The sequence below is a fragment of the uncultured Bradyrhizobium sp. genome (genome assembly GCF_947648125.1).
In the GTDB taxonomy this organism is placed as follows: domain Bacteria; phylum Pseudomonadota; class Alphaproteobacteria; order Rhizobiales; family Xanthobacteraceae; genus Bradyrhizobium.
This window is the reverse complement of the sequence record NZ_CANSMR010000005.1, coordinates 82,986-106,525: the sequence shown is the minus strand read 5'-3', so window position 1 is coordinate 106,525 and position 23,540 is coordinate 82,986. Positions and strand designations below refer to the sequence as shown.

18 protein-coding genes are annotated in these 23,540 nt (G+C 65.3%); 10 read left to right on the top strand and 8 right to left on the bottom strand.

What is annotated here, in order from left to right:
- Positions 1 to 44 precede the first annotated feature (44 nt).
- On the bottom strand, positions 45 to 1,835 hold the full coding sequence (locus Q0030_RS12035) for a peptide ABC transporter substrate-binding protein (protein ID WP_298366867.1): 1,791 nt from the start codon (positions 1,833 to 1,835) through the stop codon (positions 45 to 47).
- A gap of 409 nt (positions 1,836 to 2,244) precedes the next feature.
- Entirely contained in the window at positions 2,245 to 3,663 is a 1,419-nt protein-coding gene (locus Q0030_RS12030) for a M20 family metallopeptidase (RefSeq protein ID WP_298366865.1), read from the bottom strand.
- Positions 3,664 to 3,978: 315 nt separating this feature from the next.
- Here Q0030_RS12030 and Q0030_RS12025 point away from each other — a divergent pair, with 315 nt between their 5' ends.
- Entirely contained in the window at positions 3,979 to 5,340 is a 1,362-nt protein-coding gene (locus Q0030_RS12025) for a metallophosphoesterase (protein ID WP_298366864.1), read from the top strand.
- 79 nt (positions 5,341 to 5,419) lie between these two features.
- On the opposite strand, the gene Q0030_RS12020 is transcribed toward Q0030_RS12025, so the two are convergent.
- The 4 genes from Q0030_RS12020 to Q0030_RS12005 form a co-directional block, all read right to left on the bottom strand.
- Positions 5,420 to 5,632: a hypothetical protein gene (locus Q0030_RS12020; protein WP_298366862.1), complete on the bottom strand. Its 213-nt coding sequence runs from the start codon at positions 5,630 to 5,632 to the stop codon at positions 5,420 to 5,422.
- A gap of 365 nt (positions 5,633 to 5,997) precedes the next feature.
- Entirely contained in the window at positions 5,998 to 6,372 is a 375-nt protein-coding gene (locus Q0030_RS12015) for a helix-turn-helix transcriptional regulator (RefSeq protein WP_298366861.1), read from the bottom strand.
- Positions 6,369 to 7,235, bottom strand: coding sequence for a S1C family serine protease (locus Q0030_RS12010; protein WP_298366860.1), 867 nt, complete (start codon positions 7,233 to 7,235; stop codon positions 6,369 to 6,371). The genes Q0030_RS12015 and Q0030_RS12010 overlap by 4 nt, the downstream gene beginning before the upstream one ends.
- A gap of 97 nt (positions 7,236 to 7,332) precedes the next feature.
- Positions 7,333 to 8,355, bottom strand: a complete 1,023-nt coding sequence (locus Q0030_RS12005; protein ID WP_298366858.1) for an AraC family transcriptional regulator — start codon at positions 8,353 to 8,355, stop codon at positions 7,333 to 7,335.
- Between the two features lie 264 nt (positions 8,356 to 8,619).
- Between Q0030_RS12005 and Q0030_RS12000 the strand changes: the two genes are divergently transcribed.
- Both Q0030_RS12000 and Q0030_RS11995 read left to right on the top strand, forming a co-directional pair.
- Positions 8,620 to 9,069: a cupin domain-containing protein gene (locus Q0030_RS12000; protein ID WP_298366857.1), complete on the top strand. Its 450-nt coding sequence runs from the start codon at positions 8,620 to 8,622 to the stop codon at positions 9,067 to 9,069.
- Between the two features lie 216 nt (positions 9,070 to 9,285).
- Entirely contained in the window at positions 9,286 to 10,779 is a 1,494-nt protein-coding gene (locus Q0030_RS11995; protein ID WP_298366854.1) for an NAD(P)/FAD-dependent oxidoreductase, read from the top strand.
- On the opposite strand, the gene Q0030_RS11990 is transcribed toward Q0030_RS11995, so the two are convergent.
- A complete protein-coding gene (locus Q0030_RS11990; protein ID WP_298366852.1) occupies positions 10,776 to 11,501 on the bottom strand; it encodes an alpha/beta hydrolase in 726 nt (241 codons plus the stop codon). The genes Q0030_RS11995 and Q0030_RS11990 overlap by 4 nt on opposite strands.
- Before the next feature lie 165 nt (positions 11,502 to 11,666).
- Between Q0030_RS11990 and Q0030_RS11985 the strand changes: the two genes are divergently transcribed.
- Positions 11,667 to 12,647 (top strand): helix-turn-helix domain-containing protein, encoded by a 981-nt coding sequence (locus Q0030_RS11985; RefSeq protein ID WP_298366850.1) that lies wholly within the window; start codon positions 11,667 to 11,669, stop codon positions 12,645 to 12,647.
- Between the two features lie 21 nt (positions 12,648 to 12,668).
- A complete protein-coding gene (locus Q0030_RS11980) occupies positions 12,669 to 13,736 on the top strand; it encodes a maleylacetate reductase (RefSeq protein ID WP_298366849.1) in 1,068 nt (355 codons plus the stop codon).
- A 1-nt stretch (position 13,737) separates the two neighbouring features.
- Here the strand turns inward: Q0030_RS11980 and Q0030_RS11975 are convergent, their stop codons facing one another.
- Positions 13,738 to 15,192 carry a GH1 family beta-glucosidase gene (locus tag Q0030_RS11975; RefSeq protein WP_298366846.1) on the bottom strand — a complete coding sequence of 485 codons (1,455 nt, stop codon included), beginning with the start codon at positions 15,190 to 15,192 and terminating at the stop codon, positions 13,738 to 13,740.
- Positions 15,193 to 15,430: 238 nt separating this feature from the next.
- On the opposite strand from Q0030_RS11975, the gene Q0030_RS11970 reads away from it, so the two are divergent.
- The 5 genes from Q0030_RS11970 (at position 15,431) to Q0030_RS11950 (ending at position 23,455) form a co-directional block, all read left to right on the top strand.
- Complete coding sequence (locus tag Q0030_RS11970; protein WP_298366844.1) at positions 15,431 to 18,097, top strand: M1 family metallopeptidase; 2,667 nt, start codon at positions 15,431 to 15,433, stop codon at positions 18,095 to 18,097.
- A gap of 78 nt (positions 18,098 to 18,175) precedes the next feature.
- A complete protein-coding gene (locus Q0030_RS11965) occupies positions 18,176 to 19,828 on the top strand; it encodes an acetolactate synthase large subunit (RefSeq protein WP_298366842.1) in 1,653 nt (550 codons plus the stop codon).
- Between the two features lie 137 nt (positions 19,829 to 19,965).
- Positions 19,966 to 21,606, top strand: coding sequence for a phosphoglucomutase (alpha-D-glucose-1,6-bisphosphate-dependent) (gene pgm / locus Q0030_RS11960; protein WP_298366840.1), 1,641 nt, complete (start codon positions 19,966 to 19,968; stop codon positions 21,604 to 21,606).
- Between the two features lie 24 nt (positions 21,607 to 21,630).
- A complete protein-coding gene (locus Q0030_RS11955; protein ID WP_298366838.1) occupies positions 21,631 to 22,587 on the top strand; it encodes an NAD(P)-dependent oxidoreductase in 957 nt (318 codons plus the stop codon).
- The gene (locus tag Q0030_RS11950; protein ID WP_298366835.1) at positions 22,580 to 23,455 is read left to right on the top strand and encodes a dihydrodipicolinate synthase family protein; all 876 of its coding nucleotides are present in this window, start codon (positions 22,580 to 22,582) and stop codon (positions 23,453 to 23,455) included. The genes Q0030_RS11955 and Q0030_RS11950 overlap by 8 nt, the downstream gene beginning before the upstream one ends.
- Positions 23,456 to 23,540 lie beyond the last annotated feature (85 nt).

The window sequence follows — 23,540 nt, the reverse complement described above, 5'->3', positions numbered from 1 at the left end:
CGGGGAGAGGGAGAGTGCCCGTTCGATTCTGAGCACGTCACGTCTCAGGTTTCACGATACCAGTCTTGCAGATTGTCGGTCTGGTTGGCCCAGCCGGACAGCGCGGGCCGCAGCGTGTTGGAGCAGGCTTCGACCGCGAGGCGATGCATCACGGGGATCATCACCGTGTCCTGCCACATCAAATCATTGCCCTTGATATAGAGGTCTGCCCGCTTGAGCGGATCGGTCTCGATCTCCGCCGCGTCGATCGCGGCGTCGAAATCCTTGTTGACCCAGCGCGGGAAGTTCGGTCCCTGCCACTTGTTCTCCTTGGTGGCGACGTTGCGCGAATGATAGCGGCGCATGTGCAGGGCGGGATCGGGTTGGGTCATCGGGATCTGGAACATCTCGATGTCCGCATAGAAGTGGGAATAGGTGTCGGGGTTGGCGACGTCGGAGGAGAAGAACACCGAGGCGACCACCGATTTGAGCTCGACGTCGATGCCGGCCTTCTGGCAGGCCTGCTTGACGATCGCCTGGGTCTTCTGGCGCGGGCCGTTGATCGAGGTCTGGTAAAGGAACTTCAGCTTCTTGCCGTCTTTCTCGCGGATGCCGTCGGAGCCCGCCTTCCAGCCGGCCTGCTCGAGCAGCGCGCTCGCCTTCTCGATCGAGAACTCCCATTTGGTGTTCTTGGAGACGAACTCCTCGGGGCCGTTGAGATAGTTGGCGGTGGCGCGGCCGGCGCGGCCGTAGATCACCTTCTTGATGGACTCGCGGTCGACCAGCAGCGCGAGCGCCTGGCGCACGCGCGGGTCGGACAGGATCGGATGCTTGGTCTTGATCGACGAGCGCTCGCCGTCGACCTCGGTGTTCGGGTCGGTGAAGTTGACCGCGATGAACTCGATGTCGCCGCCGACCGCGAACAGCGACTTGCCCTTGCCGCCCTTTTCCAGGCGCAACAGCACCTCGTCCTCGACCTGGATGTTCCAGGCGAAGTCATATTCGCCGGTCTGGATCACCGCACGCGCCGCCGAGACGGCATCGCCGCCGCCCTTCATCTCGATCGTGTCGAAGGATGGCCGGTTGGCCATGTGGTAGTCGGGGTTGATCTCGCCGCGGATCAGATCGCCCGGTTTGAATTCGACGAATTTGTAGGGGCCGGTGCCGACCGGCTTCAGATTGTTCGGCGCTTCGCGGGATTTGCCGCCTTTGTACTCCGCGAACAGATGCTTCGGAATGATGCAGCCATAAGCGCCGACAAAGGCGTTGGCCCAGAACGGTGTCGGCTTCTTGAAATTGATACGGACCGTGAGGTCGTCGACCTTTTCGACGGTGAGGCCGCTATAGGTCTCAATCGATACGGCCGCGGTCGCGGGATCGCTGGCATATTCCCAGTTGAACACGAGATCATCGGCGGTCACCGGCTTGCCGTCGTGCCATTTGACGCCGGGTTTGAGTTTCCAGACCACCGATTTGGCGTCGGCGGCGAGTCCGCCGTTCTGGATCGAGGGAATCTCGGCGGCGAGGATCGGGTTGAGATGGCCGTCGACGTCCCAGCTGGCCAGCGGCTCGTAGAAGATGCGCGAGCCGTCCTGGTCCTTGGTGCCGGTGGCGAAATGCGGATTGAGCAGGGTCGGGCCCTGCCACCACAACAGCTTCAGCGGACCGCCGCCGCCGCGCTTGGTCGGCTTGTAGGGGTTGGGGCTCTGCGCCATCGCGACGCCGCCGATCGCCAGAATCTGGTTGGCCATCGGCGCGGTGAGGCCGACGGCAATCATTCGCTTGACGAAGGCGCGGCGGTCCATCCGTCCGCCTTTTACCTCGTCGATCATGCCCCGCAGATTGTTGTCGAACATTGTCCCCTCGGTCCGGCTCACGTGAGATTGCGGCGGGCCTTGGAACCGGCCGCCGTGCTGGCGGCAGATGGCACACCGAATGACCGCGCAGGTCAACGCCTGCCGCAGTTCAGCGCCTAGGTCTTTTGGCTATCGCTTGTGCAGAACCGCTCCGCGCCGCACATCGGTTCGGCATTTCGGTGCCAAAGCGCGCCTGCGCGCGCCTCGCAGTGCGGAAAATTTGTTCGTTATCCTTTGTTCCGAGATGCTTTTTTGTCACGCGCGCTCGTTTTCGAGCGAAGTGGACGCTGGTTCGCGTGAGGAAAACGCGTCAAAGCAAGAATCCAGAGCCCGTTCCAATCCAATCGGATCAGAATAGGCGCTCGCCGGGCCCGGCATTGAAGCGCAGGCCCGGCGGCAGATGCGGCGCTCAGGCGACCGACATGTCCAACGGCGGTGCAACATTCGCCGGCAGCGGACTGACATAGGGCGTCCGGGTGGTCCGCTTCTTGAGGTCGGCCTTGGCGGCCGCGATCAGCTCCGGCTCCATCAGCGCCTTGACCCCGAGGCCGGCCATCGCCTTGGCGGCCTGCACCATCGCCTTATGCGCGGCCGGCGTCTTGCCCTGCGCCACAACCTGCCAGGTGTGAAACGGCGTACCGATTGCAACCGTCGGTGCATGGACCTGCACCGTCGGCACCACCCAGCTGACGTCGCCGACATCGGTCGAGCCGATCAGCGGATTGCGCTTGGCGTCGATCGGCACCAGGAAATCGGCCAATGGCCGGTCGGTCGGATCCATGCCGATCGCGTAATAGACCGAGGCGATGTCCTTGTCGGTCAGGGTCGCGCGGATCTTGCCGGCGAAATCCTTGTCGGCATCATCGAAATGCGGCGGGCCGAGATCTTCCATGATCTGGTGCAGGGTCTGCTCCAGCGGCGTGTTGGGCAGGATGTTGGAGACCGCGGAGATGATCTTCATCTCGACCTTGGTCTCGGTCATCAGCGCCGCACCCTGCGCGATCTTGTGCACGCGCTCGACCAGTTCGTTCATGCCGGGCAGGTCGCGGGCGCGGATCGAATAGCGCACGCGGGCATGGGCCTGCACCACGTTGGGCGCGATCCCGCCGGTGTCGAGCAGCGCATAGTGCACGCGGGCATCGCTCGGCATGTGCTCGCGCATGTAGTTGACGCCGACATTCATCAATTCCACCGCATCGAGCGCGCTGCGGCCGAGATGCGGCGAGGCGGCTGCATGCGAGGTCCGGCCGGTGAAGATGAAATCGGCACGGGTGTTGGCAAGCGACGGCGTCACCGCCACCTCCCAGAAACTATGCGGATGCCAGGTGATGGCGATGTCGGCGTCCTCGAACGCGCCACAGCGCACCATGAAGGCCTTTGCCGCGCCGCCTTCCTCGGCGGGACAGCCGTAATAGCGCACCCGGCCCGGCACCTTGTTGGCAACGAGCCAGTCCTTCACCGCGGTCGCGGCAAGCAGCGCGGAGGAGCCGAGCAGATTATGGCCGCAGCCATGGCCGTGGCCGCCGCTCTCGACCGGACGAGGTTCGGCAATTCCGGCCTCCTGGCTGAGGCCGGGCAGGGCGTCATATTCGCCGAGGAAAGCAATGACCGGGCCGCCCTCGCCCCATTCGCCCATGACCGCGGTCGGAATGTCGGCGAGGTTCTCGGTGATGCGAAAACCCTGGTGGCGCAGTTCGGCCAGATGTTCGGCGGATGAGCGCGCCTCGGTGTAGCAGACCTCGGGCATCGCCCAGACCCGGTCGCTCAATTCGATGAAACGCGGCTTGATCGTGTCGACGCCGCGCCAAACATCATTACGGTTGTCCATTTGCTTCGGTTCCTTAGTTCGCCAGAGCATGATCCGGAAAAGTGTGAAGCGGTTTTCCGAAAAGATCATGCTCAAACAATGAGCTAAAGTGCGATGACTTTTCATCGCGCTTTGGCCAATCTGAAGCGCAAAAGGCTAGCAGCTTGGCGCGACGCCGCCTAGCGTATGCCGGCAGACCAGCTTTTCCGCAGCGTCACGTCTTGGTGTGCCCGGTCAGAGAAGCGCTGGCCGGCCACGACCTTGCGCGCAAGTGTCTGCCTTGAGCGATCGGCCTGCCTACATCTATGATGTGGCTCGCGAGGACGTGGTCCGACCATGCAGGATGCAATTCCGTCTCTGTTGCCGAGAAATCCGGGCCACCAGTTCGTGATCTATGCCGACGCCTGCTCGGGGGTAGCAGGCGCGCTGCATGAGCGCACCTTCGCGTCGGTGAACAATGTGGTCCGCCGGCTCAATCCTGCGCCCGAATTCATTCTCTTCCCCGGCGACGAGATCATCGGCCTCACCGCCGATGCCGACGCGTTGCGCGCGCAGTGGCGGCATTGGCTCGACACCGAAATGGCCTGGCTCGACCGACGCACGGTGCCGCTGTGGCACACGACCGGCAACCACACCACCTATGATGAGATGAGCGAGACGGTGTTTCGCGAGGTGCTCAAGCTGCCGCGCAATGGTCCGCCGGGTCAGGAGGGCCTGTCCTACTGGGTCCGCCGCGACAATCTGTTGATGGTGTTCGTGCACACGCTGTGGAGCGGGTTGGGCGGCGAGGGGCACGTCGAGACCGATTGGCTGGAAGAGGTGCTCGAACGGCACAAGGACGCCAGACACAAACTGGTGCTGGGTCATCATCCCGTGTACCCGATCAATGGCTTCAGCGGCAGCTATCAGCGCGAGATCGGTCACGAATACAGCGCGCGCTTCTGGGATATCCTGGTCCGCGCCGGCGTGACCGCCTATCTGTGCAGCCACATCCTCGCATTCGATGTTCAGGTCCATCGCGGTGTGCTGCAGATCTGCACGGCGGGTGCGGGCACCGCGCACCGGATGCCCGAAGGCGTCGAGTATCTTCATTGCGTGCAGGCGGTGCTCGATCAGGACGGTCTTCGCTATCAGGTGCTCGACACCGAAGGCGCCGTGCGCGAGCAGCTCGCATGGCCGCTGCCATCTCTCGACCACGCCACGTGGTCGCCATTGCCGCACGGGACCAGCCCTGCGCCATTGTCCGGGACGCCGCCGCCCGCAACGGTGGTCGCCCTGAAATTGTCGGGCCGCACCGCCGCGGGAAGCGCCGCGCCGCAAACGCTGCTCTGTACGCCCGTGCCGGACATGATCGCGCCGCTCTGGCTTGGCCTGCGCGGCCCGAACCAGACGCTCACCTTGATCCTCGGGCGCGAGCGCGGGCGTAGTCCGCACTACTGGGTCGGTCCGGATCTCGGCGATGAGCGGGATTTCGACCTCGACATCGCCTTCTATCCGGATATGGGACCGGGCGGCGTGCTGTGGCGGCACAGAGGTGACACCAGCTGGACGTCGTTCGCGGCGATATCGGCGACGGGGCTCGAGCGGTTCTCGTGGCCCGCGCTCTGGAGCGTCGGGTGCGGACAGCATGGACCGGACGACAGGCGATATGCCGGACTACGGCTCGCCGTCGCTGCGGCCGTGTTCGCATTGTCATGAGCCAAGGTCTTGAGCCAAAGTCTTGGGCTCGGTCGGCGGCGACCGCCCGGCTGAGAAGCGGAGCCAGGACGCGGGTGGCCTAGTCAGGCTTCTTCGGCTTGTCGCGTTCCGCGCTTTTCAATTCGCGATCGATCAGCATGCAGACCCGCCGCTGCGCCAGCAGGCCGAGCCGCGCGCGCGTGGTGCCCTGCCTGATCTTGCCGTTGATTTCGAATGACCAACTCCAGAGGTCGGGTTCGATGTTGGTGAGCGTGTATTGAATGTCCCGATGACGATCGATCAGCTTCTTCATGCCGTTTCTTCTTGTTGGCTGAAGATTGCATAACCAGATCGAGGAGGCGTCTGTATCCGGACGACTACTTGCACAATTGGTCTAAGCCTGGTTCGCGCGGCGGAATTTTCGCAAGAGCGGCGAGACGAAGAGCAAAGCTCGGGCAAATCATGTCGCGAGAATGTCGCTGCATGACAGCCGTGTCACACACTCGGTGTCGTCCCTGCGAAAGCAGGGACCCATAACCACGAATGGTTATTGTGGACGAATGTCGGAACGACGAGTCCCCCTCAACAACGACGGCCGCGGAGTATGGGTCCCTGCTTTCGCAGGGACGACGAAGGGATAGGTTCCGATCCGCCGGCATCAGCGCCGTGTCTCTACCCTCACAAATTGATCACCCCGCGCCGCGCCGCATGCGCGACGGCGTCGGTGCGGCCGGTGGCGTCGAGCTTGTCGAGCAGGGAGCCGACGTGAAACTTGGCGGTGTGGACGGAAATTCCGAGCCGCTGCGCGATCATTTTGTTGGATGCGCCTTCGGCCAGCAGCGCCAGCACGTCGAGCTCGCGCGGCGTCAGCTCGAAGTCGCCGCCGCCTGCGGTCTCCCGGTTGCGTGCGACGATCGTCGCCGTCGCCTGTTCGCCCGGCGCGGCAAGCCGCAGGCCGGCGACGCTGCCGAGCAACGTCGCCAGCCGGTCGGCGAGGGCGGGATCGTCGACCTCGAGTGCGATAACGATGTCGGAAGTGGGCTCACTGCTCACGTCTCGGGCCTTTCGCCGACCGTCACCTTGAAGTTTAGCGGCTCGCCGCCGCGATGCACGGTGAGCTCAACGACGGTGCCGACGCTCTGCGGCCCGAGGCCGCGCGACAGCGCCCGCACGCCCGACAGCTTCTCGCCGTTGACGGCAACGATCACGTCGCCCTGGCGGATGCCGGCGGCGGCCGAGGGGCCGGCCTTGTCGACATCCATCACCATGGCGCCGAGGCCGTCGTCGAGACGGACCGGTTGCAGCCCGACGCCGAGATATCCGCGCGCGATACGGCCGCTCTTCTCGAGCTGGGCTGCGACCCGCTCGATGGTCGCGGCGGGGATCGTCAGCACGCGGCGCGGGCCGAGCACCGCCATGCCGAACGGCACGCCCGCGGCATTCAGCGCCAATCCACCCTGCTGGCTTTGCCGCAGCCGGACGTCGAGCTCGATCCGCGCGTCGATCTCGCCGCCGCGCAGGCTGCGCCAGGCGGCGCCGGACCGGGAGACCATGCCGAGTCGCGCGATCGGCGCGCCGCGGTCGGCTGCGACGATCACCGCGAGCGATCCGAGCGCGGGGATTTCGGTCGACAGCTTGATCGGCGCGACGTCGCCATCGACGCGCAGCAGCGCGATGTCGGTGGTGTGGTCGCGTCCGGCGACGGCGGCTTGCCTGCGGCTGCCGTCGGCAAACTGGATTTCGACTTCGCCCTCGTCGGCGAGCGCTTCGTCGGCGGTCACGATCAGGCCGGCCTTCCAGACGAAGCCGGAGGCGCGCGCGCGGTGCGAATGTACGGAGACGATCGCAGGCGCCGCGCGCGCAATGGTCTCGGAAAGGGCTGACGACAGCGAGGCGAGGGTGGTCGGTTCGGTCATGGGAAACTCCGTTGGCTTCCCTCAATCTGGGATGCTGCGGCGGACGGCGATACTGGCCGGATGGGCAGGGCGCGGCCGCGCCGATCGGAACCGCCGCTCAGCTCAGCCGCTGCAGGGTCGCCTTCGGGCTCTCGCCGAACTTGGCGCGGTAGGCGCTCGCCATCCGGCTCAGATGGGTAAAGCCGAGGTCGAATGCAATATCGACGATGCGTTCGCCCGGCCGCGTCGTCTTGAGACGGGCGTTGAGATGGGCGAGGCGGATGTCGAGCAGCATCTCTGAGACGGTGGTGCCGAAGTGACGGCGGAAGCCGAGTTGCAGCGCGCGGATGCCGGTGCCGGCGATCTCCGCGAGCTCGGCGAGATCCAACGGCTCGGTCGCGCGGGTCTCGAGGTAAGCCCGCACGCGCTTCAGCGCCGCCGGCTGGGCCTCGGTGCGGCCGTTGAAGACGTCGATCGCCGAACTCAGGCTGTGTCGCTGATCGTTGAGCAGAACATTGAGAAACGACTCGCGCCAATCGGCCGCCGCGACCGCGGACAACGATTTGCTTGGCCCGAGCTGCTCGGCTGTCGTCACGAGCTGCTCGATCCTGGCCGAGAGCGTCTGCCCGAGCGGCCCGCCCAAGGCGACGGCCGGATCGAACTCGACCGGTTGGACCGCCACGCCGCCAAGCGCAGCGGCGCGATGCTCGACCAGCTTGCGGTCGAGCAGCAGGATGAGCTGGGCGCAGTCGTCGCGCCAGGTCATCTCGGTCGGAATCGTCGGCGACAGCAGCGAGGCGCTGTGTTGCGGCCCGGTGGTGAGTTCGCGCGCGGCGGTCCGCACCGCGGCCGAGCCGGACAGCGGCATCTGCAATAGGAAGAAGCGGTCGAGGCAACCGGGGTTGATCGCGACCGATCCGCCATAGGCGACATAGTTGACAGAGAACCCGTTGAACCCAGCGCAATTGTGGTGCGCGGAAAAATCGCGCTCCGAATGATCGACCGGCGTCAGATCGTGCGGACAGAAGATGCGGCCGATCGCTTCAGCCGCGTCGTCGACGCGCGCCGTCGCGACGCGCGCGAAATCCTTGAGCCTTACCGAACTTGCCCTTGCCGAAACCTCGTTGCCAACAGCAGTCACGCCGGCCGTCCGGAGTTGTTTGAGGTCTAAAACATCGTGCAGCCTAGTGCATCCGCGGGCAAAGGGGAACGCCGTTTCGTCGCGCAATCTGCCCGAGCGGCGCGCAGGCGGATGCGGCGGCATTGGGCAGACGCCGTAGGCCTCGACGCTCCCGCATTGCAGCATGGTCGCGCCAGCTGCGGATTCGTTTATCGGCTAGACAGCCTTACCGGCTGGCGACAGGCTCCGTGTCGGCAATACGCATCAAAAACTGGAGAGGCTGACATGGGCACGCTCGAGAAAGGCATTACCCGAACCGGCACCGGCTACGGCGGCAAGACCTGGAATATCCTCGGCCAGGTCTACTATCCGAAGGCGGTCACCGACTCGACCTTCGCGTTCGAGACCAACAGCGATCCCGGCCAGTTCGTGCCGGTGCACGTCCACCCGACCCAGGACGAGTTCATCCTGGTGCAGGAAGGCGTGCTCGACCTCAAGCTCGACGGCGTCTGGGTGCAGGCCAAGGCGGGCGATCTCGTGCGCATGCCGCGCGGCATCCCGCACGGCTATTTCAACAAGTCCGACAAGCCGGCGCGGGCGCTGTTCTGGGTGTCGCCGATGCAGAAGCTCGAGGCGCTGTTCGACAAGCTGCACAATCTGCAGGACCCGGTCGAAGTGGTGCGCATTTCCGCCGAGCACGAGGTGGACTTCCTGCCGCCGGAAGCCAACGAGTAGGGCGTTTTCGAGCGAAGTGGATACCGGTTCGCGTAAAGAAAACGCGTCAAAACAAGAATCTGGAGCCCCGTTCCGATCTTGTCGGAACGGGGACTCCAGGCGGACGACAAGGACACGACGCGCATGTGAGGCGGCCATCGCCGGAGTTGGCTCCGGCGATGACGGGACACGTGCGCTCAGGGAAATGGGCTTGTTCATTCATCGCGGAGACGTTTCATGGTCAAGCAGAAGCATGTGTGCGTCATCGGCGCCGGCATTTCCGGGCTCGCCGCCGGCAAGGCCTTTGCCGATCGCGGTCACAGAGTGACCATCATCGAGCGCAGCGGCGATCTCGGCGGGGTCTGGGAGCCGGCGCGCTCCTATCCCGACGTCCAGACCCAGAGCCCGAAGGAGCTCTATCGCTACACCGACAAGGCGATGCCGGAGTCCTATCCGGAATGGCCGAAGGGTCCGCAGGTCCATGCCTATCTGCGTGACTATGCCCGCAGCCATGGGCTCGACGGCGCGATGCGGTTCGACACCAGGGTCGAAGGCATGAAGCGTCGCGCCGACGGCAGACCGGGCTGGACGGTCGAACTGCGCTCGACCGACGGCGCTGCCGGCCACGAGGATTTCGATTTCGTCGCGGTTTGCACCGGACAATTCAACGAACCGCAGACGCTACCGCTGCCTGGCGAGGACGGCTTCAAGGCGCAGGGCGGCCACATCCTGCATTCGTCGCAATACAGCGATCCCGATCTCGCCAAGGGGCGCAAGGTGGTCGTGCTCGGCGGCTCCAAATCGGCGACCGACATCGCGGTGAATGCGGTCAATTCCGGCGCCAGCGAGGTTGCCATCGTGTTTCGCGAGCCGGTCTGGCGGATCCCCTATTTCGTCGGCGGCCTCGTCAACTTCAAGCGCATCCTCTACATCCGCGCGCAGGAGCAGATGTTCGCGAGCTGGGGCATCGGTCCGATGGCACGCCTCGCGCATGCCGTTGCCAAGCCGTTCGTCTGGGCGAATTGGCGGGGGCTCGAGAGCATGCTGAAGATGCAGCTCAAGCTCAAGCAATGCGGCATGGTGCCGAAGGAGCGGATCGAGGACGGCGTCAACTGCTCGGTGCCGATCGCGACCCCCGGCTTTTATCCGATGGTTGCCGACGGCCGGATCAAGGCGGTGCAGGGCACCTTCGATCATTACGACGGCAAGGCCATCGTGATGAGCGGCGGCCAGCGTGTCGCGGCCGACGTCGCGGTGCTCGCGATCGGCTACAAGCTCGGTGTGCCGTTCCTCCCTCAGGAGTATCAGAACAAGCTGGTCGAGCCCGACGGGCAGTACCGACTCTATCGTCTGATCGCGAACCCCGATCTGCCCGACATGGGCTTTGTCGGCTTCAACTCGAGCTTCTGCACCGTGCTGTGCGCCGATCTCGCCGCGAACTGGCTGGTGCGCTATGCCGACGGGCAGCTCGCGCGGCAGCCGAGCGCGGCCGAGATGCACGACAACATCGCGATGATGCTGAACTTCAAACGGGTCGAGCGCCCGGCGGCGGGCGTCTATGGCGGGCTGTGCGTCGCGCCCTACCACTTCAAGCATTTCGACGAGCTGCTGGCGGACATCGGCACCAAGGCGTCGCGCCGCAACCCGCTCGTCGAAAAATTCACGCCGCCGGACGCGGACGCCTATGCGCGCTTCCTTGCGACCGCGCCTGTGTACGAGGCCGTGGCCTAATCGCGGCCGGCGTCGAGGAAGGCCTGCGCCAGGCGCTCCGGATTGGAGAAGCACAGCTCGTGGCTGCCCGGCACCTGGACCAGGCGGAACAGCCCGAGCTTCTCCGACAGCCGCGGGTGCCAGGGCAGGCCGTGCGGCATCGCCGTATCCTCGGTGCAGTTGACGTAGGATTTTGCGATTTGCATCTCGGCCGGATTGGTCCGCAGCGCGATCTTGTCCTGGAAGGTCTTGAGCGGATGCGGGTTGAGCTTGTCATAGGCCCGCTGCGCCGTCTCGAGGTCGGCGTCGTTGATGAAGGCCTCGCGCCAGACCGGGAACGGCAGCACCACCGAGCCGTCGCCGCGCTCGGCATAAATGGCGTCGAACAGGCCGACATAGTGCGGCGGCACCATGTCGTTGAGGCTTTCGCCATTGTTGGGCACGAAGGCGTTCCAGTAGACGAGGCGGCGAATGCGGTTCGCGGAGGCGTCGGCAACGCCAGTGATGACCATGCCGCCATAGCTGTGGCCGACCAGCACGATGTCGTTCAGATTGTGCTCGGCGAGATAGTCGACGATCGACTGGATGGCCTCGGCAAGGCCCGAGTCCTTCCGGTCGCCGGGCCGGTTGCCCTTGATGGTCGGGGTATGGACCACATGGCCGGCCTTGCGGATCGCGGCAGCAACCGGTTCAAACTCGGCACCGGTATGCCAGGCGCCATGGACGAGAACATAGGTCGACATGTTGTACCTCCTGTTTGGTTCACTGAGATCGATTGCGACGTCCGGGACGGCCCGGGATACGCCCAAGGATACGCCCCAGTTTCAAACGGTTCCTGATGGATATTGACCCGGGGCCACGGAACGCGCTTGGCTGTAACCGAACCGGATTGGGCTCGGAGTGAACTGATGCAGCAAATCGCCGCCGCGGATCGCTCGCGCAGGCTGAGTTGGAATACCGCGGACACCAGGCCGGGCGAGCAGTTCGCCTATTATCGCGAGGCGATCTGCCAGGCCTTCATGAACCTGACGCCGGAGCCGCCGGCGACGCCGGGTTTCGTCGCGCGGGTCGAGACCGTTGGGCTCGGCGACGGTGCGGTCAACCGGGTCAGTTTCCCTGAGCATATCGTGCGGCGCTCGGCCGCCGACATCGCGGTGTCCAGCCGGCGCTGCTACTATCTCAATCTCAAGCTGGCCGGCCGCTGCCGCATCCAGCAGGCCGGGCGCGAGATCAGCCTGTCGCCCGGCCAGGTCGGAATCTTCGACAGCGGGCAGCGCTTCTCGCTGCTGCACGACCGCGGTCCCGCGCTGCAGGTGGCATCATTCTGGGTGCCGGCCGAGGCGCTCGATGAGCGGCTGCCGTCGGCGCCGGAGGCCGCCCCGGCGCGGGTATCGGACGATCCGTTCGTCGGCCATCTCATCGCGGAGACGGCGCAGGTGCTGAACAATTCGGCGCTCCGCGCTTCTGACACCGACAACGCGCGCCTGTTCGGCGTGCTGCTCGATCTGGTCGCGCTCAGCCTGTCGCGGACCGGTCGGGCGGGCGTTATTGAGAGCGCGGGTCTTGCCGATGCAACGTGGCTCGCGCTGCGCCGCGCCGTTGACCGCAGGTTGCGCGAGCCCGGGCTTGGCGTGGCCGCTATCGCCGCCGCGGTCGGCATCAGCGAGCGTTACGTCCACAAACTGTTCAAGCGGGCCGGCACGACATTCGCCAGCTATGTGATGGACCGCCGCCTCGACGGCGCGGCGCGCGATCTGAAGGATCCCGCGATCGACGGGCGCGCCATCGGAGACATCGCGTTCGACTGGGGCTTCTCCGATCTGTCGCACTTCACGCGGCGCTTCCGGCATCGCTTCGGTTGCACGCCGCGCGACTGGCGCCGCGGCTGACCAACGTTTTTGGAACTCATCATGCCACAGCCGTTCACCTATCAAGTCAGCCCGATGCGAGTCGTGTTCGGGGTCGGCACGATCGCGCAGCTGGCTGATGAGCTCGACCGGCTCGGCATCAGGCGCGCGCTGGTGCTGGCGAGCCGGCGGCAGCAGGCCGAGCTCGGCGATCTCCGAGGCTTGACCGGCGGCCGCATGGCTGGCGCGTTCGACGGCGCCGTCGTGCACACCCCGGTCGCGGTCACCGAACGTGCGATGCAGATGGTCCGCGAGTTGAAGCCCGACGGCGTCGTTGCGATCGGCGCGGGTGCCGCGACCGGCCTCAGCAAGGCGATCGCGCTGCGCACCGACCTGCCGCAACTGGTCGTGCCGACCAGCTATGCCGGCTCCGAGATGACGCCGGTGCTCGGCGAGACCGTCGACGGCGTCAAGACCACGCAGTCCTCGCCGAAGATATTGCCCGAAGCCGTGATCTACGACGTCAATCTGACCCTCTCGATGCCGGCAAAGTTCTCGGCGATCTCCGGCCTCAACGCGGTCGCGCATGCGGCCGAGGCGCTGTATGCGCGCGACGGCAACCCGATCACCTCGCTGATGGCGGAAGAGGCGATCGCAAAGCTTGCGTCGTCGTTGCCGGACGTGATCGCACGGCCGCACGATCTCGACGCGCGCTCGAACGCGCTCTACGGCGCGTGGCTGTGCGCGGTCTGTCTCGGCACGGTCGGCATGGCGCTGCATCATAAGCTCTGCCATACGGTGGGCGCGCTGTTCGACCTGCCGCATGCCGAAACCCATGCGGTGTTGCTGCCGCACACCATCGCCTACAACACGCCGGCCGCGCGCGATGCGATCGGCCGCGTCGCACGGGCGCTTGGGACCGCTGATGCAGCCGATGGCCTGTTCGATCTGTCGGCAAGGCTTGGCGCGCCGCGTTCGCTCGCCGAGATCGGCATGCCCGAAGACGGCATCGCAAAGGCGGCCGCACTCGCCACCAGGAATCCTTACTGGAACCCGCGGCCGATCGAAGAGCGCGCGATCTGCGACCTGCTCCGGCGCGCGTGGTCGGGCGCGCGGCCGCAGGCGGGATAGATCATACGCCGATGGCGTTGCGCGCGATCACGTCGCGATAGAATGCCGCGCTCAGTTTCGGCACCCGCGCCTGGGTCTCGAAATCGACGCGATACAGGCCGAAGCGCTTCGCGTAGCCGAAGATCCATTCGAAATTGTCCATCAGGCTCCACAGGAAATAGCCGTGGATCGGGACGCCGTCGGCGGTCGCGCGCTGCAATTGAGCGAGATAGTTGCGCAGGAACATGATGCGGTCGAGGTCGTAGATTTGCCCGTCCGGCTGCACCTTGTCCTCGCCGGAGGTGCCGTTCTCGCTGATATAGATGCTCTTGATGTTCCAGAGCTTGGCGGCGATCCGCGGCGCCCAGTAGATCGTCTCCGGCGCGATCCGCAGCCAATCCGAACTCATATGCGGGAACGAGGCCGGCATCGGCAGCGGCTTCCACCCGGGCGCCGAGTCGGTGGCGAGGACATAGCAGTGCGGCGCGTAGATGTTGAGTCCGACGAAATCGTTGGGTTGCGCGATGATCTTCAGCTCCTCGGCGGTGAACTTGGGTGCGTCCGCGCCGGCATATTGCAGGAAGCCCTCGGTGTACTTGCCTTCGAGGATGACGCCGAGGAAGCCCGCATTCAGCTCGCGTGTCGCGATCTCGGTGGCGCGGATGTTCTCCGGCGTGTTGACCGCGGGCACGCAGGCGGTGATGTTCTCGGCCGGACCGACCCGCGTGCCGGGGCGGCCCTTGGCGCGGATCGCCTGCACCGCGAGCCCATGCGCCAGCGCGACGTGGTGGCGCGCCTGGTTCACCTCGGCCGGTGGCAGTTTCAGTCCCGGCGCGTCGACGCCAAGCGCATAGCCGAAGGGGAGGAAACGTCCGACCTCGTTGAGGGTGAAGATGTTCTTGACCCGGTCGGTCAACCGCTGCGCCACATAGCCGGCGTAGTCGCCAAAGGCCTTCGATGTGTCGCGCGAGCGCCAGCCACCGACCCGGTCCTGCAATGCCTGCGGCAGGTCCCAGTGATAGAGCGTGGCATAGGGCTCGATGCCGTTCGCGAGCAGCTCGTCGACCAGGCGGTTGTAGAAGTCGAGGCCCTTTGGGTTCGGCGCGCCGGCGCCGTCCGGAAACACCCGCGGCCAGGCGATCGAGAAACGATAGGCCCTGGCGCCGAGATTTTTGATGAGGCCGACATCTTCCTTGTAGCGGTGATAGTGGTCGTTGGCGCGATCGCCGGTAGAGCCGTCCTCGATCTTGCCCGATGTGTGGGTGAATGTGTCCCAGATCGACGGGCCGCGGCCGTCCTCATTGACCGCGCCTTCGACCTGGTAGGACGAGGTCGCGGTGCCCCAGACGAAGCCGGCGGGAAAGTTTGCGCCGTCAGGCCGCGGAGCGTGGTTCGCGGCCTCACCCGGGGCCGACAGGCCGAGCGCCGAGAGGCCTGCAAGGCCCGCAAACTGCCGGCGCGAGAACTTTCCGAACATTGTTGTCTCCCGTGGCCGGACGCTGCGGCTGGAATGCCAGCCGCAGGTTAGCCTTCCATCCCGCGGTTGAGCAACAAGGGCCGGTAGGCCGATGCGAGTGCGCGTCGATCGATGTGAGTCATTGCGATGTCAATGTCGCGGAGTTGTCAGTTTTGTGGCGACATGATCTCTACCAGATTGCCTGCTACGTCCTTCCGCAATGACATCCGAAAATCCCGAAATCCCGGTGAGCTGCGCGATGAACAAGCCTGCAACCCATGTCCGAACCGCGCTGCTGCGTCGTCTTGCCACGGCAATCGGCTTGCTGCTGGCGACGGCCACTGCAGCGCTGGCCGAGCAGACATTTTCGTTCGACGGCACACCCGGCAAGCTGCCGAAGACGGTCGTCCCATTGAGCTACGCGATCGAGCTGACGCCCGATATCACCAGCCTGGCGCTGCCTGGTGTCGAGACCGTCGACATCGAGGTGCGCGAGCCAACGGCGCAACTGACGCTGAACGCGATCAACACGACGTTTGCCGAGGCCACGATCGATGACGGTGCACAGCGCGCGGAGGTCGTGACCGACGCCGCCGCGCAGACCGCGACACTGACCTTCGCCAAGCCGCTTGCGGCGGGCCGCCACAAGCTGCGCATTGCCTTCACGGCGCAGATCAACAAATTCGGCACCGGGCTGTTTGTGGTCGATTACCCGACCCCGGCCGGGATCAAGCGGTTGATCTCCAGCAAGCTGGAGCCGGCCGATGCAAGGCGGATCTTTCCGTGCTGGGACGAGCCGTCGTTCAAGGCGAGCTTCGCGCTGACCGTCGTGATCCCGCGCAATCTGCTCGCGGTCGGCAACATGCCTGTGGCGAGCGAGGAGCCGGCAGCCGGCGATCTCAAGAAGATCGCGTTCGCGCCGACGCCGAAGATGTCGAGCTATCTGTTCGTGCTCACGGTCGGCGAGCTCGAGCGGGCCACGGCGGATGCCGGCGGCGTCACGGTCGGCGTGGTGACGACGGAGGGCAAGAGCGGGCAGGGCCGCTTTGCGCTCGACAGCGCGGTGAAACTGCTCGCCTATTACAACGACTATTTCGGCGTCAAATATCCGCTGCCGAAGCTCGATCTGATCGCCGTCCCCGGCGGATTCGGCGGGGCGATGGAGAACTGGGGCGGCATCACCTTTTTCGAGAGCCGGCTGCTGTTCGATCCTGCAACCAATGCGGAGACCGCGCGGCGCGGCATCTTCGGCATCATCGCGCATGAGATGGCGCATATGTGGTTCGGCGATCTCGTCACCATGGCGTGGTGGGACAATCTCTGGCTCAACGAGGGCTTTGCCAGCTGGATGGCGACCAAGGCCTCCGAGCAGTTCTATCCGCAATGGAGGAGCTGGCTGAACGGCACCAGCGCGAAGCAGTTCGCCATGGTGCTCGATGCGCGCCGAACCTCACATCCGGTGCAGCAGCCGATCGCGGACCACAGCGAAGCGGTCACGGCGTTCGACGCCATCACCTACAACAAGGGCCAGGCGCTGATCCGCATGCTCGAGACCTATCTCGGCGAGCAGGTGTTCCGCGACGGCATCCGCAAATACATGGCCGCGCATGCCTTCAGCAATTCCACCACCGCCGATCTCTGGCAAGCGCTCGAGACGTCCGGTGGCAAGACGATCACCGGCATTGCCGCCTCCTTCACCGAGCAGGATGGCGTGCCGCTGGTGGTGGCCGAGACGGCCTGCGATGGCACGGCGCAGCGCCTGACATTGCGGCAGGATCGCTTCGTGATCGCGCCGGCCAGCGATCCGCCGCTGCCGGCCCGCGACTGGCAGATTCCGGTTGCGGCTGGACCTGCGCAGGGCAAGCCGTTTGACGAGATCCTGCTGAAGGGCAGTACAGAAATTCCGGCCGGCGCATGCGGTGATGCGATCAAGGTCAATCTTGGCGATGTCGGCTACTTCAGGGTCGAATACGGCCCCAAGAATCGCGCCGCATTACTGAACGCCTTCCCGCAGATGCAGGTCGTTGACCGGCTCAATGTCGTCACTGACAGCTGGGCGTTGGTGCAGGCCGGCCGCGCTGAAGCGCCATCCTATCTCGCGTTGCTCGATGCGCTCGATACCGGCGACCATCGCGCGGTGTGGGATCAGGTGATTTCCACATTTGCCACGCTCAACCGCCTGTCGCGCGACCGCAGCGAACGGCCGGTGATCCAGGCCTACGCCCGCGCCAGGCTGCGTCCGGTGTTCGACCGGATCGGATGGGATGGCGGCGGCTCGGGCGACGATGACACCGCGCTGCTACGCGCGAGCCTGATCTCGACGCTCGGCGACCTCGGTGACGCCGCAATCGTCGCCGAGGCGAAGCGGCGCTTTGCGGCGTTCCTCGATGATCCCAAATCGCTACCGACCACGCTGCGTGATGCCGTCACCCATGTCGTCGGCATCACGGCCGATCGGGCAACCTATGACAGACTGTTGGCGCTCGCGCGCAACAGCACCGCGACCAATGAGCGGCTGCGCTATTATTTCGCCGCCGCCAGCGCCCGCGATACGGAGCTGGCGCGCGCGACGCTGGCGCTGACGCTGACCAATGAGTTGCCCGACACGATTGTCACGGGGATGATCAATGCGGTTGCGTCCGCAGGCGAGCATCCGCAGCTCGCCTGGGACTTCGTCCAGGCGAATTTCGATACGTTGCTGGCCAGGCAAGGGCCGAACTTCCGCGACCAGTTCGTGCCGAACTTCATGATCAATTTTACCGATCAGGACCACGCGGCGCAGCTCGCCGCGTTTGCCCCGTCGCAATCGACCAGCGGCGGGCGGGTGACGGTGGCGCGCTCCTTGCAGGCGATCGCGATCTCGGCCGATCTCGCGGCGCGTGTGCTCCCCGTGGCCGATGCCTGGATCAAGGCGCACAAGCCGTGAGATCGCAAGAGAGTTTCCGGCGGCGCGCGATGCGGCTATGCTCCGTGCGCGGCATGCAATCAACGATGCGAGGCTGAGATGGTCAAAGGTTCCGATTTGCTGGTCGCGGCCCTCGAGAATGAGGGTGTGGAACGGGTGTTCGGCGTTCCCGGCGAGGAGAACCTCGACGTCGTCGAGAGCCTGCGCAAATCCTCGATCAAGCTGATCGTGACCCGCCACGAGCAGGCCGCGGCGTTCATGGCGGCGACCTATGGCCGCCTGACCGGAAAGCCCGGCGTGTGCATGACGACGCTCGGCCCCGGCGCGCTCAATCTGACCACCGGTGCGGCCTATGCGCTGCTCGGCGCGATGCCGATGGTGATGCTCACGGGCCAGAAGGGCATCTTGAGCAGCCGGCAGGCCAAGTTCCAGATCGTCGACATCGTCAACACGTTCCGTCCGCTGACCAAGCTGTCGTTGCAGATCGTCAGCGGCGCCACCATTCCGACGTTGGTCCGCGACGCCTTCCGGATCGCGACGCAGGAACGGCCGGGGCCGGTGCTGCTCGAACTGCCGGAGGATATCGCGCGCGAGGAGATTGCGCCGGTCGAGATCGTGCCGCCGCACCCGATCGAGATTCCGATCGCGCATGCGGCCGCGCTCGACCGCGCCGCCGACATGATTTTGAAGGCGCAGCGCCCGCTGATCATGCTCGGCGCGGCGGCCTCGCGCCCGCGCTCGACCGCCGGGATCGGCGACTTCGTGCGGCGCACCAAGATCCCGTTCTTCACGACACAGATGGGCAAGGGCACGGTCTCCGGCGGTACCAATCAGTACATGGGAACAGCCGCGCTGAGCGAGCGCGACTATGTGCATGAGGCGATCGACCGCGCCGACCTGATCATCGCGATCGGTCACGATACGATCGAGAAGCCGCCCTTCATCATGGGGCCGAAGGGGCCGCAGGTGATCCATGTCAGCTACACGGCGGCGAATGTCGAGCAGGTCTACTTCCCGCAATGCGAGGTGATCGGCGATGTCGGGCCGAGCCTCGAACTGCTGGCCGACCGTGTCGCGGGCAAGCTGCCGCATGCCAGCGCGCTGCTCAGCCTGCGCGAAGGCATTCTGGCGAAGATCACCGATCGCGCCACCGAGGGCCGTTGGCCGCCGACGCCGCAGCGCATCGTGCACGATGTGCGGCAGGTCATTCCCGAGGACGGCATCGTCGCGCTCGACAACGGCATGTACAAGATCTGGTTCGCGCGCAACTACCGCACGCTGCTCGCGAACTCGCTGCTGCTGGACAACGCGCTCGCCACCATGGGCGCCGGCCTTCCGTCGGCGATGATGGCGGCGATGCTGTATCCGAAGAACCGCGTGCTCGCGGTCTGCGGCGACGGTGGCTTCATGATGAATTCGCAGGAGATGGAGACCGCGGTCCGCCTCAAGCTCAACCTGGTGATCCTGATCCTGGAGGATTCCGCCTACGGCATGATCCGCTGGAAGCAGGCGGTCGACAACTTCCCGGATTTCGGCCTCACCTTCGGCAATCCGGATTTCGTCAAATACGCCGAGAGCTACGGCGCCAAGGGCTCGCGGATCGAGAGCACGGAGGCGATCGTCCCGACCCTGGAGCGCGCCTTCTCCGGCGGCGGCGTGCATCTCGTCGTGGTGCCGATCGACTATACCGAGAACAAGCGGGTCCTGGTCGACGAGCTGCGCGAGAAGGTACAGCAGATTGATGTGTCGTAACGCATTGCTGCGTTTCGCAAGGAACGAAATGCCCGCGGCTTGATTGAACGTAAGCCGCCATGGTAGCACGCCAGGATGTCACGCAATGAGATCACTCGTTGTGCTGATGGTCGGCGATACCAGATCTGAGAGGTCACGTGACTGCACCAAATCCTGCCGCCGGCAAACCCATCGATCCCGCCGCGCTTGCCAATGTGCCGCGGCTGGTCACTGCCTATTTTGCCGGCAAGCCCGACGCCGGCGATCCCACCCAGCGGGTTGCTTTCGGTACCTCGGGCCATCGCGGCTCGTCGCTGAAGAATTCGTTCAACGAGGACCACATCCTCGCCACCACGCAGGCGATCTGCGATTACCGCCGCGAGAAGAGGCTTACCGGGCCGCTGTTCATCGGCATCGACACCCATGCGCTGGCCGAGCCGGCGCTGGCCAGCGCGGTCGAGGTGTTCGCGGCGAACGGCGTCGAGATCATGATCGATGCGCAGGGTGGCTACACTCCGACGCCGGTGATCTCGCACGCGATCCTGAGCTACAACAAGGGCCGCAGCACGGGCCTTGCCGATGGTGTCGTCATCACCCCGTCACACAATCCGCCGGAGGACGGCGGCTACAAATACAATCCGCCGCATGGCGGCCCGGCCGACACCGATGTCACCGCCGTGGTCGAGAAGAACGCCAACCGCTACATCGAAGCCGGCCTCAAGGGCGTTGCGCGGATGCCGTATGATCGCGCGCGCAAGGCGGCGACCACGCATCTGCACGACTTCATCACGCCTTACGTCGCCGACCTCGGCAACACCGTCGATCTCGCGCTGATCAAGTCCGCCGGCGTCAGGATCGGCATCGATCCGCTCGGCGGCGCGGCGGTGCATTACTGGCAGCCGATCATCGCGCGCTATGGCATCAACGCGTCAGTGGTCAACGAGGCGGTCGATCCGACCTTCCGCTTCATGACCGCGGACTGGGACGGCAAGATCCGGATGGACTGCTCGTCGCCTTATGCGATGGCGAGCCTGATCGGGATGCGCGACCGGTTCGACGTCGCCTTTGCCAACGATACCGATGCCGACCGCCATGGCATCGTGACGCGCTCGAACGGGCTGATGAACCCGAACCATTTCCTCGCCACCGCGATCGCCTATTTGTTCGCGCACCGGCCGCAATGGAGCAAGGACGCCGCGATCGGCAAGACCATCGTGTCGAGCTCGATCATCGATCGCGTGGCGAAGAAGCTGAACCGCAAGCTCGTGGAGACGCCGGTCGGTTTCAAATGGTTCGTCGAAGGGCTCGGCAGCGGCGGCTTCGGCTTCGCCGGCGAGGAGAGCGCCGGCGCATCGTTCCTGAAGCGCGACGGCTCGGCGTGGACCACCGACAAGGACGGCATCATCCTCGGCCTGCTGGCGGCGGAGATCATCGCCAAGACCGGTCGTGATCCCAGCGAATTGTTCAAGGAGCTGACCGCCGAACTCGGCGTTCCCTATTACGAGCGCATCGATGTCGCGGCGACGCCGAAGCAGAAGAACGCGCTGAAGGCGCTCGGGCCCGAGCAGCTCAATATGACCGAGCTCGCCGGCGATGCCGTGCGCGCGGTCAGGACCAGGGCGCCGGGCAACGATCAGCCGTTCGGCGGCATCAAGGTCGAAAGCGAGGCCGGTTGGTTTGCCGCGCGCCCCTCCGGCACCGAGGATGTCTACAAGATCTACGCCGAAAGCTTCCGCGGGCCGGATCATCTGAAACAGATCCAGGGCGACGCGCAGGCCGCGATCGCCAAGGTGTTCTGAGAGGGCCGGGGCCGGGCGGAATTCATGCGCGTATTGTTGACCGGCTCCTCCGGCTGGCTCGGCCGCTTCCTTGCGCCGCGGCTTCGACAGGCCGGCCATGATGTGACCGGCCTCGACGTCGTCCCGGGCGCGGCGACCGATGTGGTCGGCTCGGTGGCCGACCGGTCGGTGGTCGATAGCGTGTTTGCCGATCACGGCATCGAGGCCGTGATCCATGGCGGCGCGCTGCACAAGCCTGATATCGCGCGGTTCGCGCCGCAGGCCTTTGTTGACGTCAATGTGTCAGGTACGCTCAATCTGCTGCAGGCGGCCACCGCCGCCGGCCACGACCGCTTCGTCTTCACCTCGACGACCTCGCTGATGATCTCGCAAGCGATCCGCGACGAGGAAGGCCATGCGGCGGTGTGGCTCGACGAGACGACAGGGCCGCTCGAGCCGCGCAACATCTACGGAGTGACGAAACTCGCTGCCGAGGGGCTGTGCCGGCTGTACAGCCGCGAGCATGGGCTGAACTGCGCGGTGCTGCGCACCAGCCGCTTCTTCCCCGAGGACGACGACACGATCCGCGATATCCACGGCGAGAACCTGAAGGCGGTCGAGCTGCTGTATCGCCGCCTCACGGTCGAGGACGCCGCCGATGCGCATGTCGTGGCACTGGAGAAGATCCGCGGCTTCGAGCTCTTTGTGATCAGCGCGCCGACGCCGTTTGCGCGCAGCGACGTCGCTGACCTGAAGACGGATGCGGCCGGCGTGATCGCGCGCACGTTCCCAGATGCGCCGGCGCTGTTCGAGCGCCAAGGCTGGCATTTGCCGAAATCGATCGGCCGGATCTACGACGCGAGCAAGGCCGAACGGCTGCTCGGTTTCCGCGCGGTAACCGACTTTGCAGCGGTGCTCAGCGCCCTGCGCAGCGGCGAGCCGCTTCCCTTTGCGCACGATCCCGATTATGTCTCGCCGTCAACGAGGCTCGCAAATGGCTGATTTCCACGGCGTCTTTCCGTATCTGGTGTCCCCGGTCGATCCCGCCGGCCATGTCCGCACCGAGGTGCTGGGCCGGCTCTGCGACGACCTCATCAAGGCCGGTGTCCACGGGTTGACGCCGCTCGGCTCGACCGGCGAATTTGCCTATCTCAACAATGCGCAGCGCATGCAGGTGGTGGCGACCACGATCGAGGCCGCGCAGGGCCGCGTGCCTGTTGTCGCCGGCGTCGCCTCGACCTCGACGGCGGATGCGGTGGCGCAGGCCAAGGCCTATCAGAAGCGCGGTGCTGCCGGCATTCTCGCAATCATGGAGGCGTATTTTCCGCTCAGTGACGCGCAGGTGGAGGCCTATTTCCGCGCCATCGCCGACGCGGTCGACATTCCGGTCGTGATCTACACCAATCCGAACTTCCAGCGCTCCGACCTCACGCTCGACGTCATCGCGCGCCTCGCCGAGCATCCGCGGATCGGCTACATCAAGGACGCCTCAACCAACACCGGCCGGCTGCTGTCGATCATGAACCGCTGCGGCGACAGCCTGAAAGTGTTCTCGGCCTCCGCCCATATTCCGGTCGCGGTGATGCTGATCGGCGGCCATGGCTGGATGGCGGGCCCGGCCTGCATCATCCCGCGCCAGAGCGTCGAGCTCTACAATCTCTGCCGCCGCAACCGCTGGGATGAGGCGATGGCCCTGCAGCGCAAGCTCTGGCGCATCAACGAGGCGTTCGCCCGCTTCAACCTCGCCGCCTGCATCAAGGCCGGGCTCGCGATCCAGGGCTACGATGTCGGCGACCCCGTGCCGCCACAGGCGCCGCTGACCGCCGAGCAGCGCAAGGTGGTCGAGGCAGCATTGCGCGATCTCGGTTAAGCTGGCTTGCGCGTTGCATAAAGCGCATTACGTCGTCGTTTCCGGGCGTGTTGTCTCGCGCCGAAAATCCGTTAAAACCCGCCGA

What these genes read in the sequence shown, in the direction of transcription:
- Q0030_RS12035 (WP_298366867.1), bottom strand. Translation starts at nt 1,835, where the DNA reads ATGTTCGACAACAATCTGCGGGGCATGATCGACGAGGTAAAAGGCGGA.
- Q0030_RS12030 (WP_298366865.1), bottom strand. Translation starts at nt 3,663, where the DNA reads ATGGACAACCGTAATGATGTTTGGCGCGGCGTCGACACGATCAAGCCG.
- Q0030_RS12025 (WP_298366864.1), top strand. Translation starts at nt 3,979, where the DNA reads ATGCAGGATGCAATTCCGTCTCTGTTGCCGAGAAATCCGGGCCACCAG.
- Q0030_RS12020 (WP_298366862.1), bottom strand. Translation starts at nt 5,632, where the DNA reads ATGAAGAAGCTGATCGATCGTCATCGGGACATTCAATACACGCTCACC.
- Q0030_RS12010 (WP_298366860.1), bottom strand. Translation starts at nt 7,235, where the DNA reads ATGACCGAACCGACCACCCTCGCCTCGCTGTCGTCAGCCCTTTCCGAG.
- Q0030_RS12000 (WP_298366857.1), top strand. Translation starts at nt 8,620, where the DNA reads ATGGGCACGCTCGAGAAAGGCATTACCCGAACCGGCACCGGCTACGGC.
- Q0030_RS11995 (WP_298366854.1), top strand. Translation starts at nt 9,286, where the DNA reads ATGGTCAAGCAGAAGCATGTGTGCGTCATCGGCGCCGGCATTTCCGGG.
- Q0030_RS11990 (WP_298366852.1), bottom strand. Translation starts at nt 11,501, where the DNA reads ATGTCGACCTATGTTCTCGTCCATGGCGCCTGGCATACCGGTGCCGAG.
- Q0030_RS11985 (WP_298366850.1), top strand. Translation starts at nt 11,667, where the DNA reads ATGCAGCAAATCGCCGCCGCGGATCGCTCGCGCAGGCTGAGTTGGAAT.
- Q0030_RS11980 (WP_298366849.1), top strand. Translation starts at nt 12,669, where the DNA reads ATGCCACAGCCGTTCACCTATCAAGTCAGCCCGATGCGAGTCGTGTTC.
- Q0030_RS11975 (WP_298366846.1), bottom strand. Translation starts at nt 15,192, where the DNA reads ATGTTCGGAAAGTTCTCGCGCCGGCAGTTTGCGGGCCTTGCAGGCCTC.
- Q0030_RS11970 (WP_298366844.1), top strand. Translation starts at nt 15,431, where the DNA reads ATGAACAAGCCTGCAACCCATGTCCGAACCGCGCTGCTGCGTCGTCTT.
- Q0030_RS11965 (WP_298366842.1), top strand. Translation starts at nt 18,176, where the DNA reads ATGGTCAAAGGTTCCGATTTGCTGGTCGCGGCCCTCGAGAATGAGGGT.
- Q0030_RS11955 (WP_298366838.1), top strand. Translation starts at nt 21,631, where the DNA reads ATGCGCGTATTGTTGACCGGCTCCTCCGGCTGGCTCGGCCGCTTCCTT.
- Q0030_RS11950 (WP_298366835.1), top strand. Translation starts at nt 22,580, where the DNA reads ATGGCTGATTTCCACGGCGTCTTTCCGTATCTGGTGTCCCCGGTCGAT.